The sequence below is a fragment of the Streptomyces sp. G-G2 genome (assembly GCF_030063135.1).
In the GTDB taxonomy this organism is placed as follows: Bacteria; Actinomycetota; Actinomycetes; order Streptomycetales; family Streptomycetaceae; genus Streptomyces.
In genome coordinates this window covers 20,160-36,710 of the sequence record NZ_JASISO010000062.1, presented here as the reverse complement: position 1 = coordinate 36,710, position 16,551 = coordinate 20,160, and the positions used below count along the sequence as shown (strand labels likewise).

16 protein-coding genes and 1 pseudogene are annotated in these 16,551 nt (G+C 72.4%); 5 read left to right on the top strand and 12 right to left on the bottom strand.

Going from position 1 to position 16,551, the window contains the following annotated elements; all coding sequences use genetic code 11:
- Positions 1-51 precede the first annotated feature (51 nt).
- Positions 52-726, top strand: coding sequence for a peptide-methionine (S)-S-oxide reductase MsrA (msrA, locus tag QMF80_RS33900; protein ID WP_283460552.1), 675 nt, complete (start codon positions 52-54; stop codon positions 724-726).
- 127 nt (positions 727-853) lie between these two features.
- On the opposite strand, the gene QMF80_RS33895 is transcribed toward msrA, so the two are convergent.
- On the bottom strand, positions 854-1,294 hold the full coding sequence (locus QMF80_RS33895; RefSeq protein ID WP_283460543.1) for a nuclear transport factor 2 family protein: 441 nt from the start codon (positions 1,292-1,294) through the stop codon (positions 854-856).
- Between the two features lie 122 nt (positions 1,295-1,416).
- Here QMF80_RS33895 and QMF80_RS33890 point away from each other — a divergent pair, with 122 nt between their 5' ends.
- Positions 1,417-1,989, top strand: a complete 573-nt coding sequence (locus QMF80_RS33890; protein ID WP_283460541.1) for a TetR/AcrR family transcriptional regulator — start codon at positions 1,417-1,419, stop codon at positions 1,987-1,989.
- A 47-nt stretch (positions 1,990-2,036) separates the two neighbouring features.
- On the opposite strand, the gene QMF80_RS33885 is transcribed toward QMF80_RS33890, so the two are convergent.
- Together QMF80_RS33885 and QMF80_RS33880 are read right to left on the bottom strand one after the other, a co-directional pair.
- Positions 2,037-2,375, bottom strand: a complete 339-nt coding sequence (locus tag QMF80_RS33885) for an AQJ64_40280 family protein (protein WP_283460550.1) — start codon at positions 2,373-2,375, stop codon at positions 2,037-2,039.
- 138 nt (positions 2,376-2,513) lie between these two features.
- Positions 2,514-3,587 (bottom strand): NAD(P)-dependent alcohol dehydrogenase, encoded by a 1,074-nt coding sequence (locus tag QMF80_RS33880; protein ID WP_283460539.1) that lies wholly within the window; start codon positions 3,585-3,587, stop codon positions 2,514-2,516.
- 194 nt (positions 3,588-3,781) lie between these two features.
- Here QMF80_RS33880 and QMF80_RS33875 point away from each other — a divergent pair, with 194 nt between their 5' ends.
- Positions 3,782-4,681, top strand: coding sequence for a helix-turn-helix domain-containing protein (locus tag QMF80_RS33875; protein WP_283460537.1), 900 nt, complete (start codon positions 3,782-3,784; stop codon positions 4,679-4,681).
- On the opposite strand, the gene QMF80_RS33870 is transcribed toward QMF80_RS33875, so the two are convergent.
- From QMF80_RS33870 to QMF80_RS33855, 4 genes and pseudogenes are all read right to left on the bottom strand, one after another.
- Positions 4,671-5,555 carry a GNAT family N-acetyltransferase gene (locus tag QMF80_RS33870; protein ID WP_283460535.1) on the bottom strand — a complete coding sequence of 295 codons (885 nt, stop codon included), beginning with the start codon at positions 5,553-5,555 and terminating at the stop codon, positions 4,671-4,673. The two genes, QMF80_RS33875 and QMF80_RS33870, sit on opposite strands and share 11 nt — an antisense overlap.
- Positions 5,556-5,612: 57 nt before the next feature.
- A pseudogene (locus QMF80_RS38185) lies at positions 5,613-5,933 on the bottom strand (ABC transporter ATP-binding protein); the annotation flags it as partial.
- A gap of 731 nt (positions 5,934-6,664) precedes the next feature.
- On the bottom strand, positions 6,665-7,921 hold the full coding sequence (locus tag QMF80_RS33860; protein ID WP_283460533.1) for a L,D-transpeptidase: 1,257 nt from the start codon (positions 7,919-7,921) through the stop codon (positions 6,665-6,667).
- Between the two features lie 143 nt (positions 7,922-8,064).
- Complete coding sequence (locus tag QMF80_RS33855; RefSeq protein WP_283460531.1) at positions 8,065-8,406, bottom strand: hypothetical protein; 342 nt, start codon at positions 8,404-8,406, stop codon at positions 8,065-8,067.
- A gap of 108 nt (positions 8,407-8,514) precedes the next feature.
- Here QMF80_RS33855 and QMF80_RS33850 point away from each other — a divergent pair, with 108 nt between their 5' ends.
- Positions 8,515-8,808 carry a hypothetical protein gene (locus QMF80_RS33850; RefSeq protein WP_283460530.1) on the top strand — a complete coding sequence of 98 codons (294 nt, stop codon included), beginning with the start codon at positions 8,515-8,517 and terminating at the stop codon, positions 8,806-8,808.
- Between the two features lie 50 nt (positions 8,809-8,858).
- On the opposite strand, the gene hutH is transcribed toward QMF80_RS33850, so the two are convergent.
- The 5 genes from hutH to QMF80_RS33825 all read right to left on the bottom strand — a co-directional run bounded on the left by hutH (position 8,859) and on the right by QMF80_RS33825 (position 14,833).
- A complete protein-coding gene (hutH, locus tag QMF80_RS33845; RefSeq protein WP_283460549.1) occupies positions 8,859-10,400 on the bottom strand; it encodes a histidine ammonia-lyase in 1,542 nt (513 codons plus the stop codon).
- 64 nt (positions 10,401-10,464) lie between these two features.
- Positions 10,465-11,574 carry a GGDEF domain-containing protein gene (locus QMF80_RS33840; protein WP_283460528.1) on the bottom strand — a complete coding sequence of 370 codons (1,110 nt, stop codon included), beginning with the start codon at positions 11,572-11,574 and terminating at the stop codon, positions 10,465-10,467.
- 209 nt (positions 11,575-11,783) lie between these two features.
- Positions 11,784-12,593, bottom strand: a complete 810-nt coding sequence (locus tag QMF80_RS33835) for an enoyl-CoA hydratase-related protein (RefSeq protein ID WP_283460547.1) — start codon at positions 12,591-12,593, stop codon at positions 11,784-11,786.
- Positions 12,594-12,622: 29 nt separating this feature from the next.
- Positions 12,623-13,837, bottom strand: a complete 1,215-nt coding sequence (locus QMF80_RS33830; RefSeq protein WP_283460526.1) for an adenylate/guanylate cyclase domain-containing protein — start codon at positions 13,835-13,837, stop codon at positions 12,623-12,625.
- A gap of 129 nt (positions 13,838-13,966) precedes the next feature.
- A complete protein-coding gene (locus tag QMF80_RS33825; protein ID WP_283460524.1) occupies positions 13,967-14,833 on the bottom strand; it encodes a biotin--[acetyl-CoA-carboxylase] ligase in 867 nt (288 codons plus the stop codon).
- A 130-nt stretch (positions 14,834-14,963) separates the two neighbouring features.
- Here QMF80_RS33825 and QMF80_RS33820 point away from each other — a divergent pair, with 130 nt between their 5' ends.
- Positions 14,964-16,550 (top strand): acyl-CoA carboxylase subunit beta, encoded by a 1,587-nt coding sequence (locus QMF80_RS33820; protein ID WP_283460522.1) that lies wholly within the window; start codon positions 14,964-14,966, stop codon positions 16,548-16,550.
- Position 16,551: the final 1 nt, after the last annotated feature.

The following is a 16,551-nucleotide window of genomic DNA, read 5'->3' as shown; positions in this document are numbered from 1 at the left end:
GGCCCCCCCCTCCCCCGTTGTGCACTGTGCGACCCCGCCGAGGAGGCACCTGTGTTCAGCTACCGCCGTACCCCCGAACTCCCCACCCCCGAGCAGGCCCTCAAGGGCCGGCCCACCCCCCAGTTCGACCTGCCGTCCCGTCACACGGTCCTCGGCAACCCGCTGGCCGGGCCCTACCCGGCCCACCTCCAGGTCGCGGACTTCGGGCTGGGCTGTTTCTGGGGCGCCGAGCGCATCTTCTGGCAGACCCCGGGCGTGTGGACCACCCTGGTCGGCTACCAGGGCGGCTCCACGGAGAACCCGTCGTACGAGGAGGTCTGCTCGGGCGGTACGGGCCACACCGAGGTCGTCCGCGTCGTGTTCGACCCGGCCGTGCTGCCGTACGAGGCCCTGCTGAAGGTGTTCTGGGAGAGCCACGACCCCACGCAGGGCTTCCGCCAGGGCAATGACGTGGGTACCCAGTACCGCTCGGCGGCCTACACCCACTCCCCCGCCCTCCAGGCCGTCGCGGAAGCCTCTCGCGACGCCTACCAGCAGGTCCTGAGCGCCGCCCGCTACGGCGCGATCACCACGGCGGTCCTCCCGGCCGCGGACCGCCCGTTCTGGCCCGCGGAGCCGTACCACCAGCAGTACCTCGACAAGAACCCGGCGGGCTACTGCGGCATCGGCGGCACGGGCGTCTCCTGCCCGATCGGCGTCGCCGAGACCCCGCCGACGGACACCTAGTGCTGTGACCGGGGCGAAGGTAGTGCTGTGACCGGGGCGAAGGCCGACGAACGGGAGGCACCGCCCGTCGGCGGAGCGCGCCGCGGGCCGCGCCCCTCGGGGGCCGGCCCGCGGCCCCGCACTCGCGCTACTTGCCGTCCAGCGCCGCCACCAGGTGCGGCAGGCCGCCGCCGGCCACGACGAGGGCCAGGTGGTCGTGGTAATCCCTGCTGCTGACGATCAGGCCGTCGCGGGCCCGCAGCACCTGGATGTTGGCGGCCTCGAAGGTCCGCCCGGTCACCCGGTGGTGCACCCGGTAGTCCCACTCGGCGACGACCACCTCCGGGTCGTCGGTCTCCCGGATCACCACGTTCACCGGGGTCAGCTCCATGGGCGAGCCCGCGGAGACCGCCGCGAACCGCTCCCTGAGTGCGGCCCGCCCCTCGATGCGGCGCGGCCCGACCGGCTCGAAGGCGGTCTCCACCACGGCGTCCTCGGCGTAGAGCTCGGCCAGCTCCGAGAACCGCCCCGTGGCGATGCCGTCGAGCAGCTTCTGGAAGACCTCACGCGGTGACAGCGCTTCGGACATGGTCGACCCCCAGCAGGATGCGTCGCTAGAATCGGACTAGCGACTCAGGTTTCAAACGATACGGACTAGCCACTCCGGTTGTCCAGTGCGGCTCTGCCATCGGCAGGGAAAGGCAGGACGGGGTGAGCAGCGCTCAGGAACGCCCGCTGCGGGCGGACGCGGCCCGCAACCGGGCCAGGCTGCTGGACGTCGCCACGGAGGTGTTCACCACCCGCGGCGTCGACGTGCCGACGGAGGAGATCGCCCGGGCCGCCGGCGTCGGGGTCGGCACGCTCTTCCGTCACTTCCCGACCAAGGAAGCACTGCTGGGGGCGGTGATGGTGCGCAGGCTGGAGACGATCGCGGCGCAGACCGCGCGGCTGGCCGCCGAGGCCGGGCCCTCCGACGCCTTCTTCGGCTGCTTCCGCCTGGTGGTCGACCAGTCCGCGGGCAAGGGCGAGTTCACCCGCGCACTCGCCGCGGCCGGCGTGGACGCGCACGCGCCCCTGCAGGAGTCCAGCGCGGTGATCCAGGCGCAACTCGCCGGCCTTCTGGCCAGGGCGCAGCAGGTCCGGGCGGTCCGCCCGGACCTGGGCCTGCCGGAGCTGATCGCCCTGCTGGCCGGCACCAGCACGACGATGGAGCACCTCGCGAACGACGCGTCGGCCCGAGAACGGATCTTCGAGGTGGTCTTCGACGGGCTGCGGCCACGCTGAACCGGCCGCATGCCGGGTCGGCGCCCCCGGGCTCGCGCGGGCGGCCCTCACAGGAGGCCGAAGGCCGCCTGGAGCGCGGGGGCCACCGTGTGGCCCACCAGGTGGTTGCGGGCGGCGCCCGGAAGGGGCGGGAGGTAGGCCCAGTGGGTGACGCCCTCCCGGTCCGGGGCGGCGTACGGGAAGCGGATCACCGAGCCCCGGTCCACGAAGCAGTCGCGGAACTCCCTGCCGTCCGTGCCGCGCACGTGGCGCGTCAGGAAACTCATCGGCAGCACCACCCAGAAGGCCGATCCCGGACCCTTCGCGTAGCGGCCGGACACCGCTCCCAACACTCCCGAACCGTTCTCCGGAAGGTCGTCCCCCGCGTCGATCCACTGCAGTACCACGGTCAATCACATCCTCGACTGCCCCGACTGAAAGGGGCATTGAGGACATCCTCTCCCAGCTTCCGGGACCCCGCCCGTCGATCTACGATCTCGGATCGCGGACGCCCCGGATCGCGGACGCCCCGGATCACGGGCGCCTCAGATCGTGGACGTGTCGATGACGAACCGGTAGCGGACGTCGCTCGCCAGGACCCGCGCGTACGCCTCGTTGATCTCGTCGGCCCGGATCAGCTCGATCTCCGCGCCCAGGCCGTGCTCGGCGCAGAAGTCCAGCATCTCCTGGGTCTGCGGGATCCCGCCGATCATCGAACCGGCGAGCGTCTTGTTGCCGCCGATGACGGAGAACAGGTTCAGCGAGACCGGCTCCTCGGGCGCGCCCACGTTCACCAGCGCGCCCTCGACCTTCAGCAGCCCCAGGTACGCGCCCAGGTCCAGCGGCGCCGACACCGTCGAGACGATCAGGTCGAAGGAGCCCGCCAGCTCCGTGAAGGTCGCGGGGTCGTTCGTGGCGTGGAAGTGCGCGGCGCCCAGCTCCCGCGCGTCCGCCTGCTTGCGCAGGGTCTGCGACAACACTGTCACCTCGGCGCCGAGCGCCGCGGCGATCTTGACGCCCATGTGCCCGAGGCCGCCCAGGCCGACGATGGCGACCTTCTTGCCGGGGCCCGCGCCCCAGCGCTTGAGCGGCGAGTACAGGGTGATGCCCGCGCACAACAGCGGCGCGGCCACGTCGAGGGCGATGCCGTCCGGGATGCGCAGGGTGTGGCTCTCGTCGACCACGATGTGCGTGGAGTAGCCGCCGTACGTCGGCTCGCCGTCGGCGCCCTTCGCGTTGTACGTGCTGGTGGCGCCCTTCACGCAGAACTGGTCCTGGCCCTGTACGCAGTTGACGCACTCGCCGCAGGAGTCGACGAAGCACCCGACGCCCACCCGGTCACCGAGGGCGAACTTGGTGACCCCGGGTCCGGCCGCGGTCACGATGCCCGCGATCTCGTGGCCCGGGACCATCGGGAAGATGCCCTCGCCCCAGCCTTCGTTGGCCTGGTGGATGTCCGAGTGGCAGATGCCGGCGTACTTGATCTCGATGAGGACGTCGTGCTCGCCGACCGGGCGGCGCGGGACGGTGGTGCGCTCCAGCGGGGCCTTGGGGGCGGGCACGGCGTAGGCGGCGACCCGGGTGGGGACGGCGACGGTGGCGGTGGCGGGGTTCGGCACGGGAGGGCTCCTTGGGAAAGCACGCGGCATGAGGGGACGCGTGCGGCAGTGCGCGGTGCGCGGTACTGGAAGAAACGATGCCCCGTACCCGCCCGCCCACCCAGCCCCCTGACGAGGATAGGACTGGCGGACCTACCCCTGGCGGGGTCAGGAAGACGGCCGCGCCGCCCGCGGGCCCCGGGGATACTGGAGGGATGGACCAGTCCAACCAGCGGACCGAGCTCGGCGAGTTCCTCCGCTCCTGCCGCGCCCGGCTGCTCCCGGAAGACGTCGGCCTGCCCGATTACGGGCGCCACCGCCGCGTCCCGGGGCTGCGCCGCGAGGAGCTGGCCCAGCTGGCCGGGGTCTCGGTCGCCTACTACACGCGGCTGGAGCAGGGCCAGGGCCAGAACGTGTCGGCGGAGGTCCTGGACGCCCTCGCCCGCGCCCTGCGCCTGGACGACACCCAGTACACGCACCTGACGCACCTGGCCCAGCCCAAGGCCCGCAAGCGCCGCCAGAGCCAGAGCCACCGCCCCGAGAAGGTGCGGCCGGAACTGCTGACCATGCTGGACGCGCTGGACGGCGTACCGGCCTACATCGTCGGGCGGCGCCAGGACGTCGTCGGCTGGAACCGGATGGCGCGGGCCGTCTTCGGGGACTTCGGCGCACTGCCGCCGCAGGAGCGCAATCTGGTGCGCCTGGTGTTCCTGGATCCGGCGGCCGCCGAGCTGTACGGCGACTGGGAGTGCCGGGCGTGCGAGGTGGTCAGCAACCTGCGGCTGTACGCGGGGCAGTACCCCGACGACCCTCAGCTGTCCGCGCTGGTCGGCGAGCTGTCCGTGAAGAACGCGGAGTTCCGCCAGCTGTGGGCGGAGCACACCGTGGCGAACAAGGCCCACGGCGCGAAGCAGCTGCGCCACCCGCTCGTGGGCGCGCTCACCCTGTCCTTCGAGACCCTGGGCTTCCCCGACAATCCGGAGCAGTCGCTGGTCGTCTTCCACGCCGAGCCCGGATCGGCGTCGGCGGACGCGCTGCGGCTGCTCGGCTCGTGGGAGGCGGCCGCGCCCGGGGCGGCCCCGTCCGGCTCGGCGTCCCCCTCGGCTAAAGCGTGAGCTGGAACAGGGCCACGTCCCGCTCGCGCCGGTAGCCCAGCGCCTCGTTCACCGCGCGCATCGGCCCGTTCTCGTCGGCGACCGTCGTCACGATCTCCCGCAGCCGCGGGTAGGCGACGGACGCGTCGGCCAGCATCCGGCGCTTGACCAGGCTCCCCAGGCCGCGGCCCCGGTGGGCGGGGAGGACGGCGGTGTCGTACTGCAGCGCCCTGGTGCCGGCCGGGTCGGCGAGGACCAGTTCCGTGTACGCCGCCATCTCGCCGGAAGCGGTCAGCGCGGCCACGGACAGGATCCGCCCGCCCCGGTCCTCGATCAGCCGCTGCGCCGCGCGCACCCGCTCCGCGGTCCAGGTCGGCGCCCGCTCGTCCAGGTCGCCCGTCGGGGCGTCCTCCATCGCGCCGTGCGCCACGGCCGAGTCCTCGGCGCACTCGTCGGGGGTCTCCCCGCTCCAGCTGAGGAGGCGGTAGCCGGGGGCGGGCCGCGGCGGTCCGACCGTACCGGCGGCGGGGACCCGCTGCACGTGCCAGGCCATCGGGAGTACGTTCTCGAAGCCGAGCGTACGGGCGAACTCCTCGGCGGGGGTGCCGAGTCCGAGGGTCGTGGCCAGTGACGTACGGTCCTGCGCGAGGAGTTCGACCCGGACCCGCTCCCACAGCGCCCGGCCGAGCCCGCGACGGCGGGCGGCGGGGCGGACGGCGAGGACGTCCAGGTAGGAGCCGTGCGTATTGCCCTCGTCGGTGAAGAGCAACAGGCGCGCGACGGCGTCGAGTTCGCCGTCATCCCCGGCTATCGCCCAGTGCAGGCAACGGCCCCGGACCGAGGGCACCCGCAGCTGCCCGGTCACCTCGACCAGGCCGGGCGCGGGTTCGGTCATCCGGTGACCGTGGTCCGGGCCCTCGGCGCCCCGCGAAGCCTTTTCCGCCCGCCCGGCTCAGACGTTCTCGGTGATCGTGACCCGGCCCCGCCGGATCGTCGCCACCCTCGGCGCCCGCTTGGCGAGCGCGCTGTCGTGGGTGACCATCACGAAGGTCAGGCCGTGCTCCTTCCACAGCCCCTCCAGCAGCTCCATCACCTCGTCCCGCATGGACTCGTCGAGGTTGCCGGTCGACTCGTCGGCGAGCAGCACCTTCGGCTTCTTCACCAGGGCCCGCGCGATGGCGACGCGCTGCTGCTGCCCGCCGGACAGCTCGCCCGGCAGGTGGCCGCGGCGCTCGGCCAGCCCGACGGAGTCCAGGGCCTCGGCCGCCCGCTCGTCGGTGCCGTAGACGCTGAAGGAGTTGACGTCGAAGTCGGCGCCGCCGCCCTGTACGGAACCGCCCGCGCCGCCGCCCGCGCCGCCGCCCGCACCGCCGCCGGTGCGGCCGCCCTGCGTGCCGCCCTGGGCCGCGCCCTGGCCGGTGGCGCCCTCGGTGCGCTTGAACTCGCCGCGCCGGAACTGCCCGTTGACCTTCATCACCTGGAGGCTGAGCCCGCCCACGGCGTCGGCGACCCCGTGCTGGCCGGAGACCTTGCCGACGGTGGCGGCGTCGAGGGTCTGGAAGCCCTGCGGCATCACGATGTCGTGGCTCTGGTCGGTGCCGGTGGCGCCGTCGGCGCCGTCCTTGGCGTCGAACTTGAAGCGCGGGCGCTGCGGCTGGCCGTCCTCGCCCGCCGGGGCCTGGGCCTTGGTGACGGTCATGTCCGTGCCGAGGCCGTAGAGGGACTGGAGGACCTTGGCCTGCGCCCGCCCCATGCCCGCGGACACGGAGGTCACGACGATGACGAGTGCGATGCCCAGCGCGAGCCCCGAGGCGACGACGAGCGCCGCCTTCCTGCGGCGGCGCAACTCGCGCCGGAGGTAGGTGAAGAACATGGCCCGAAGCCAGGCACCGGCCGTGATGGCGGAGTAAGTGGCGGATAAGAGTCGTATGAGAACACGAACGGCGGGGAAGCCGTGAGGCTTCCCCGCCGGGGACCGCTACCGCTACCGCGCGGGTCGGTGGATCAGGTGGCCGAACCGGCCTTCCAGTCCGCCCAGCTCAGGTTCCAGCCGTTGAGGCCGTTGTCCGCCTTGATGGTCTTGTCCGGGGAGTTGACCACGGTGACCACGTCGCCGACGAGCGAGTTGTCGAAGAACCACGCGCCGGGCTGGTTCGGGTCGTTGGCGCCCTTGGCGTCGTTCAGGCCGACACAGCCGTGGCTGGTGTTGGCGCTGCCGAAGATGGAGTCGTCGCCCCAGTAGTTGCCGTGGATGAAGGTGCCCGAGTTGGACAGCCGCATGGCGTGGGGGACGTCCTTGATGTCGTACTCGCCCTTGCCGTCGCCGTCCTTGAAGCCGACGGTGGCGCCGTCCATCCGGGTCTCCTTGAACTTCTCGGAGATCACCATCTGGCCGTTGTACGTCGGGTTGGCCGGGGAGCCCGCCGAGATCGGGATGGTCTTGATGACCTGGCCGTCGCGCGTGACGGTCATCTTCTTCGTCTTGGCGTCGACGGTCGAGACCTGGCTGCGGCCGATCTGGAAGGTCGCGGTGCGGTCCTGTACGCCGACCACGCCGGGGGCGCCTTCGACGCCGTCCAGCTTCATCTTCATCGTGATGGTGGAGTTGGCGTTCCAGTACTGGTCCGGACGGAAGTCCAGGCGCTGGTCACCGAACCAGTGGCCGACGACTTCCTGGCCGCTGCTGGAGGAGACGTTGATCGCGGCCTGGACGGCCTTCTTGTCCTTGATCGGCTTGTTGAAGTCGATCGAGACCGGCATGCCCACGCCGACCTTCGTGCCCTCCTCGGGCGTGAACGAGCCGATGAAGCTGTTCTCGGGCGAGACGGTGGTGAAGGAGGCGTTCTCGTGCGCCTCCTTGCCGCCGGCGTCCTTCGCGGACGCGGACAGGGAGTACTTCTGGGAGCGCTTGAGCGCGCCCTCCGGCTTCCAGCTCTTGCCGTCGGCGGCGATCTTGCCGTCGACCGCCGCGCCCTCGGAGGTCTTCAGCTCCACCTTGGTAAGCGTGCCGTCACTGACCGCCACCGTGGCGTTGTTCAGGCCGACGTTGGTGGAACCGTCCTTGGGCGCGATGGCTATTCGGGCCTTGGAGGTGTCCTTCGCCGCCGCCGCGTCGACGTCCGCCTGGGACTTACTGGTCGCGCTGCCGTTACCCGCGGGCTTGCCACCCCCGTCGTTGCACGCCGAGAGCACCAGTACCCCACCGAGCACAGCGGATGCGGCCACGAGGGCCCTCTTCCGCCGCTTGCTGTCCGTCCTCACAGGTCACTCCATCGTTGCCGGAACACCGAGCATCAGCAGGGCAGGGGAGCGCGCTCCCCTGCCTCGACGCCTGCCTCTTCCTTACAACGCGTTAACGTTCCGGTTCGGTTCCACGATCCGTTCGGATGTGGGCAACCCCACGGTCAGGCGCTGTCGTCCGCTTCGTCGAAGTCCCCATCTTCCTCGTCGAGGTCCCACTCCATGGACTCGGGGTCGTATTCGACGGGCTCCGTGCTCCAGGAAGCCTGCGCCAGCTCCACCCCGGGGATCTCCGCGACCAGGTCAGTGGGGTCGACGAGGTAGGCCAAGGCCTCCGCGGCGTCCTCCCGGACGGCCGCCTCCGCGTGCCCGCGCTCCTCCTCGGGCATGAACTCGTCGGCCTTGATGTGCGCGAGGGCGGCTCCGGTGAGGGCCTCCGGATCCGGAACCTCCAGCACCAAATCCACCCGAAGCCGTACGTACCGTGATTCATCAGAAGCGTTCATACGAGGGAGGGTAAGGGGCGCGAACCCCCGGGTTTCCCACGACCCGCCCCCTTTCATTAGCATCTGCCCACACGGCCAATTCGCTGCTGCCACAAGGGGGATCGAACTGTGTCCGCACGTCGACCGCTGCTCACCGCCCTCGGGGCGACCACTCTGCTCGGCGCCCTCTGGTTCGTCCCGTCGGCCGGGGCCGCCTCCCCGTCCCCCGCGGATCCGGCCCCGGCCCCGCCCGCCAACGCGAACACCCGGGTCCTGAGCGCGGACGAGACCGCGTCCCCGCTCCTGCTCGCGGACACCGGCGGCGCGGACACCGGCCCGTACCTGCTGGGCGGCACGCTCTGCCTGGGGGTCGGCGCCGGATTCGTGGCCTTCTCCGCGCGCCGGGCCCGTACCGGCCGCTGACACGCCGAAGGGCCGCCCCGAGGGGCGGCCCCTGACGTGCGTACGGGTGATCAGGCGAGCGGACCGGTCACCGGTTCCACGGCTTCCAGCAGGGCACCCGAACGGATGAACGCGTCCGCCGCGGCCAGGTCCGGGGCGAGGAAACGGTCCGGACCGGGGCCCTGCACGCCCGCCGCCCGCGCGGCGGCGATCGCGGCCCGGCTGGCCGGGGCGGGGGTGAGCCCGTGGCGCAGCTCGATGGCCCGGGTGGCGGCGTACAGCTCGATGGCGACGATCCGGGTCAGGTTGTCGACCGAGGTGCGCAGCTTGCGGGCGGCGGACCAGCCCATGGAGACGTGGTCCTCCTGCATCGCGGAGGACGGGATCGAGTCGGCGGAGGCCGGTACGGCGAGCCGCTTCATCTCACTGACCAGCGCGGCCTGCGTGTACTGGGCGATCATCAGACCGGAGTCCACACCGGCGTCGTCCGCGAGGAACGGCGGCAGCCCGTGCGAGCGGTTCTTGTCCAGCAGCCGGTCGGTGCGCCGCTCGGCGATCGAACCGAGGTCGGCGGCGACGATGGCCAGGAAGTCGAGCACGTAGGCCACGGGCGCCCCGTGGAAGTTGCCGTTGGACTCCACGCGCCCGTCCGGCAGCACCACCGGGTTGTCGACGGCGGCGGCCAGCTCGCGCGAGGCGACCAGGGCGGCGTGCGTGATCGTGTCCCGTCCGGCGCCCGCGACCTGCGGGGCGCAGCGCACGGAGTACGCGTCCTGCACGCGCGGCGCCGACTCCTCCTGGAAGTGCCCGGTGAGCCCGGAGTCCTTCAGTACGGCCGCCATGTTCGCGGCGGAGGCGCCCTGCCCGGGGTGCGGGCGGATGGCGTGCAGCTCGGGCGCGAGGACCTTCTCGGTGCCGAGCAGCGCCTCCAGCGAGAGCGCGGCGGTGATGTCGGCCGAGGTGTAGAGCTTCTTCAGGTCGGCGATGGCCATGACGAGCATGCCGAGCATGCCGTCCGTGCCGTTGAGGAGGGCCAGGCCCTCCTTCTCGCGCAGCTCCACGGGCGTGATCCCGGCCTCGGCGAGCAGCTCCCCGGCGGGGCGGACCACCCCGTCGGGACCTTCCGCGTCGCCTTCGCCCATGAGGGTGAGCGCGCAGTGCGAGAGCGGCGCGAGGTCGCCGGAGCAGCCGAGCGAGCCGTACTCGTGGACGACCGGGGTGATGCCCGCGTTCAGGACGTCGGCCATGGTCTGGGCGACCCCGGGGCGGACCCCGGTGTGCCCGGAGGCGAGCGTCTTGAGCCGCAGGAACATCAGGGCGCGGACCACCTCGCGCTCGACGCGCGGGCCCATGCCCGCGGCGTGCGAGCGGACGATGTTGCGCTGGAGCTGGGCGCGCAGTTCGGGGCTGATGTGCCGGGAGGCGAGGGCGCCGAAGCCGGTGGACACCCCGTAGACGGGCTCGGGCTTGGCGGCGAGGGCGTCCACGACGGCGCGGGCCCGGGCGAGGGCGTCGACCGCCTCGGCGGACAGCTCGACGCGCGCGCCCTGGCGGGCGACGGCGATGACGTCCTCGGCGGTGGTCCCCGACGTCCCCACCACGACAGTGTGCATATCCATATTCAGCACCCTACGGACTGAATCCCAACATGTCACTAGTGCTGTGGCCGGGGCCCCTTCACCGGCCCCGGAAGCGGCGGCGTTCGCCGGATCCGGGGGGCGGGGTGTCGGCGAGGCGCATCACGGCCGTGTCCCGCCCGGCCACCACCGGTTTGGGCAGCCGGGCCGCCTTCGCCTTGTACTGGGCGGCGTCCGCGAGCCGGAACAGCCGCCGCGAGGACTGCACCTGACCGATGTCGTCGCCGGTCGAGGCGACCCCGCAGGCCACTCCTTCACCCAGCTCCAGCTCGGCGGCCCGCAGGCACAGCTCCTCGGTGACCCGGACCACCTCGTCGGCCGACGGACCCACGCTCACCAGGCAGAACTCGTCACCGCCGAGGCGGGCCACCAGCGCGCCGGGCAGTATGGCCCCGCACAGGCTCAGCACCGACCCGAAGCGTTCGAGCAGCCGGTCGCCCATGGCGTGCCCGAAGGTGTCGTTGACCTTCTTGAGCCCGTTGAGGTCGCACACGACCAGGCTGACCACGGCGCCCTTGGCGCGGTGCTCCTCCAGCGCCTCGTCGAGCCGCATGTCGACGGCCCGCCGGTTGGCGAGGCCGGTGAGGGGGTCGGTGAAGGCGAGCGCGCGGGCCTCTTCCAGGCGTTCGTTCTGGGCGAGTCCGGCGGCGACCACGGCCGCCAGTACGGTCGCGAACTCGGCGTCGTCCTCGTCGAAGTCCGGCAGCCCCTCGTCCCGGGCGACGTACAGCTCGCCCCAGGCGCGACCGCTGAGCACGATGGGGGCGACCACACAGGTACCGCGGCCCCGGCGGCGGAGCACCTCGCCGCGACGGCCGGGGAGGCCGCCGCCCGCGTGCTCCACCCAGGCGTGGGGGCCGCCGCCGCCGGCCCAGCGCTCGTGGAGGAACTCGGTGATCTCGGGGAAGTCGTGCACGGGGTACGACTCGTCCGCGGGGAACTCCTCCTCGCCCGGCCGGCGCTCCCCCTCGTTGACGAGCACCCGCAACCGGCCGTGCTCGCGCTCCCAGGCGGAGATGGCGGCGAAGGAACCGTCCATCGCCAGCCGCGCCCCGCGGGCCGCCGCGCGCACGGAGTCGCGCGGCATGTGCGCGGCCGCCATGGCCTGCGCGAGTCCCACCACGGCCCGCAGCCGCCGATCAACTCCCATCCTCCCAGACTAGGCAATATCCCCCTTTTCCGTCCCCTCCCCTGCGCCACCCCCAGCCCCGCCGGCCCCTCGGGCCACATCCAGCCCCGCGGGGCCGACCCCCGCCCAGCCGGGCAACTTCAGCCTCGCCGGCGTTTGAGGCGCGGGGTTCGGGGCGGAGCCCCGAGAAGCGACCCCGGGCGCGGCCCGGCCAGGGGCCGGGCCGCGACTCAGGCCCGCGCCCCCGGCCAGTCCGGCTTGCGCTTCTCGTTGAACGCCGCCACCCCCTCCGCCCGGTCCGCAGAGAACGCCACGCCCCACCACGCCGCGTCCTCCACGTCCAGCCCGGCCGCCAGGTCGAGCCCGTGGCCCAGCCGCAGCGCCCGCTTGGCCGCCCGCAGGCCCACCGGGGAGTTCGCCGCCATCCGCGCGGCCAGCGCGAGGGCCGCCTCGCGGTCCGTGCCCGCCGGGACGACGGACTCGACCAGGCCCAGCGACAGGGCCTCCGCCGCCTCCACCCGCCGCGCCGTGAAGATCAGCTCCGCCGCCCGGGCCGCGCCGACCCGCCGCGGCAGCAGCTGCGTACCGCCGCCGCCCGGGATCACGCCCACCGACACCTCGGGCAGCCCCACCACCGCCGTCTCGTCGGCCACGATCACATCGCAGGACAGGGCCAGCTCGAAGCCCCCGCCGAGGGCGAACCCGTGCACCGCCGCGATCGTCGGCATCGGGAGGGCGAGCACGCCCCCGTACGCACCGCGCGAGGCGGGCCGCCGGGCGGCCAGCTCGGCATCGGTGAGCGAGTTGCGTTCCTTGAGGTCGGCGCCCACGCAGAAGGCCCGCTCGTGCGTGGAGGTGAGGACGACGACCCGGACCCCGGCATCGGCGGCCAGCGCCGCGCAGGCCGCTCCCAGCGAGCGCGCCAGGGCGTCCGAGACGGCGTTCATGGCCTTGGGCCGGTCCAGGACCAGCTCGGCCACACCGCCGCCGTCCCCGTGACGCCGTACCGCGATGAACTCCCCGAACCGGACCTCGTCCACAGCGCCCACACCCTCCTGGTTAACGAACGTTACCCAGGGATCTTAGGTGTCCGCCGGGTCAGCAACCAGGGCTCCACGACACCCAGTCCGCGCACCGGCCGCTGCCACATCGGCTGGAGCGCGAACCGGTACGTCACCTCGGCCGCGTCGGGGCCCGCCTCCGCCTCCGCCTCGGCCGCCTTCTTCTCCGAGACCGGTGAGGCCCCGGTGCGGCCCAGCTCCTGGGCCATCGCCCCGTCGACGAGCACCGCGTCCTTGGGCGCTATCGACGTCAGCCGCGAGGCCAGGTTCACGGTGGTCCCGAAGACGTCGCCCATCCGGGTCGTCACCGTGCCGAAGGCGATCCCGACGCGCAGCTCCGGCATCTGCGGGTCGTGCTCCATCGTCTCGATCAGCCGCAGAGCGATCTCCGCCGCCGTCGCCGCGTCGTCGGCGCAGTACAGCACCTCGTCGCCGAGGGTCTTGATCAGCCTGCCGCCGTGCGCGGCCACCAGGTCCGCGGCCGTGGTCTCGAAGGCCTCGACCAGCTCGCCCAGCTCCTCCTCCTCCAGGCGCCGGGTCAGCCGGGTGAAGCCCACCAGGTCCGCGAAGCCCACCGCGAGCCGCCGGTCGACCATCTCCTCGTCGTCGGCGACCTGCACCACCCGCCCGGTCGCGGCCGCCAGCTGGCGCCGCCACACGTAGACGAGGAACTCCTCCAGCTCCGGCAGCAGCAGCTCGACCAGCGGGTACGTGACCTCCGTACGGGTCATCCCCGGCTCCGGCGGCTCCGTCAGCCCCTCCAGGAAGGAGTCGATCTGCCATTCCGCCAGCCGCGCCGTGGTCTGCCCCGTGGAGCGCGCCACCTGGACCGCCATCGGCTCGCTGAGCAGCCCGGCCTCCACCAGGCCGGCGAGGCGGCGCAGGGCCAGTACGTCGGCCTCGGTGAGCGCCTTGGCCTGACCGATGTCCGCGAAGCCCATGGCCCGCCAGAACCGGGACGCCAGCTCCATCGAGACCCCGGCGCTGCGGGCCGCCTGGAAGGGCGTGTACCGGCGCTCGGCGCCCAGGATCAGCTGCTCCAGCCGGATGGCGAGCGGGTCCGCCGTGGGCTGGGCCGTGTGGTCGACCTCGTGGTGGGGAGTGTGCTGGTCGCGGCCGATCGGCGTACCGGGGCCGCTCGTCGTGCCGGAGCCGTTTTCGCCGGACTCTCCGGGCTCGCCGAACTCGCCGGGCGTGCCGGACGTAGGGTCGTCGACGGTCAAGGGCCGCCTCCTGTCCATTCCGTGCGCACTGCCCTGCCGAACCGGTTGATCACCGCGAGCACCGGGATCGCCTAAACCATACGGCAGGTGTGCCGTAGCTCACTCCCCACTCCACCAGCTGTTCACCGCCTAATGGACCGACCGCAGGTGTACGACGTCCCCGGCGCCCACCGCCTCGTGCGTGTCCTCGGCCGTCCGGATCACCAGTCGCCCGTCCGCGTCCACCGCTTCGGCCGTTCCGGTCAGCTGACGGCCGCCCGGCAGCTCCGCCCGTACGTGCCTGCCCAGCGTCGCGCAGCCCGCCGCGTACGTCTCCTGCAGCCCGCTGGCCGCCGGGTCCCCGCCCGCCGCCCGCCAGCGCTCGTACCACTGCTCCAGGGAGCGCAGTACGGACTTCAGCAGCGGGTCCCGGTCGGTCACGGTGGCCTTGGCGAGCAGCAGCGAACCGGCGGTCGGCACGGGCAGCTCGTCCTCGGTGAGCGAGACGTTCAGCCCGATGCCCACGACCACCGCGTCCCCGGTGCGCTCGGCGAGGATGCCGCCGGTCTTGCGCTCGTCGCCGTCGACCGTGACCAGCAGGTCGTTGGGCCACTTGAGGGCGGTGTCCACCCCGGCGGCCCGGGACAGCCCGGTCGCGGTGGCCACCCCCGCGAGCAGGGTCAGCCACCCCCACCGCTCGACCGGCACGTCGGGCCCCGGCCGCAGCAGTACGGAGAAGAACAGCCCGGACCGCGCGGGCGCCGTCCAGCTCCGGTCGAGGCGCCCGCGCCCGGCGGTCTGCTCCTCGGCGACGAGCACGGCCCCCTCGGGCAGCTTCGCGGCCCGCGCGGACAGGTCGGTGTTGGTGGACCCGGTGGCCCCGGCCACCTCCACGGAGGTCCACAGCCCCCCGGGCACCACGAGGGCGCGCTGCAGCGCGCCGGCGGACAGCGGCGGCCGGTCGAGCCGTGACCAGCGACCGGCGGAAGCTCCGGATGAGGCATCTGATGGCGTCATGCAACCCACAGTAGGTGTGGCAAACGCCGCACTGCCGAGCGCCATGCCCGCCGATACGCTACGCACCAGTAGCCAGCAGCAGTCAATCAATTGACCACGGCAGTTGACCTCCCAGGGAGCCGCGACCCCGATGTCTCAACCCTCAGAGCCGATCGACATCCACACCACGGCGGGCAAGCTCGCTGATTTGCAGCGCAGGATCGACGAGGCGACCCACGCCGGGTCCGCGCGCGCTGTGGAGAAGCAGCACGCCAAGGGCAAGCTGACGGCTCGTGAGCGGGTGGAGCTGCTGCTGGACGAGGGCTCGTTCGTCGAGCTGGACGGTTTCGCCCGGCACCGGTCGACGAACTTCGGTCTGGAGCAGACCAAGCCCTACGGCGACGGCGTGGTGACCGGCTACGGCACCGTCGACGGCCGGCCGGTCGCCGTGTTCTCGCAGGACTTCACCGTCTTCGGCGGGGCCCTCGGCGAGGTCTACGGGCAGAAGATCATCAAGGTGATGGACTTCGCGCTGAAGAACGGCTGCCCGGTCATCGGCATCAACGACTCCGGCGGCGCCCGCATCCAGGAGGGCGTGAACGCGCTCGGCATGTACGGCGAGATCTTCCGCCGCAACGTGCACGCCTCCGGGGTGATCCCGCAGATCAGCCTGGTCGTCGGGCCCTGCGCGGGCGGCGCCGTGTACTCCCCCGCGATCACCGACTTCACGGTGATGGTCGACCAGACCTCGCACATGTTCATCACGGGCCCGGACGTCATCAAGACGGTCACCGGCGAGGACGTGGGCTTCGAGGAGCTGGGCGGCGCCCGGACGCACAACAGCGTCTCGGGCGTGGCCCACCACATGGCCGGGGACGAGAAGGACGCGATCGAGTACGTCAAGTCGCTGCTCGCCCACCTCCCCTCGAACAACCTCTCCGAGCCGCCCGCCTTCCCCGAGGACGCGGACACCGAGGTCTCGGACCTGGACCGCGAGCTGGACACGCTGATCCCGGACAGCGCCAACCAGCCGTACGACATGCACACCGTGCTCGAGCACGTTCTGGACGACGGGGAGTTCCTGGAGACCCAGTCGCTGTTCGCGCCGAACATCCTCACCGGCTTCGGCCGGGTCGAGGGGCACCCGGTGGGCATCGTGGCGAACCAGCCGATGCAGTTCGCTGGCTGCCTCGACATCAACGCCAGCGAGAAGGCCGCCCGCTTCGTGCGGACCTGCGACGCCTTCAACGTGCCGGTGCTGACCTTCGTCGACGTACCGGGCTTCCTTCCGGGCACGGACCAGGAGTACAACGGGATCATCCGGCGCGGCGCGAAGCTGATCTACGCGTACGCCGAGGCGACCGTCCCCCTCATCACCGTGATCACCCGCAAGGCCTTCGGCGGCGCCTACGACGTCATGGGCTCCAAGCACCTCGGCGCGGACCTGAACTTCGCCTGGCCGACCGCGCAGATCGCGGTCATGGGCGCGCAGGGCGCGGTGAACATCCTGCACCGCCGGACGATCGCCGCCGCGGAGGACCAGGAGGCCACCCGGGCCGAGCTGATCGCCGACTACGAGGACGCGCTCCTCAACCCGTACACGGCCGCCGAACGGGGTTACATCGACGCGGTGACCATGCCGTCGGAGACCCGGGGGCACATCGTGAAGGGGCTGCGCCAGCTGCGCAGCAAGCGCGAGTCGCTCCCGCCGAAGAAGCACGGCAACATTCCCCTGTAGG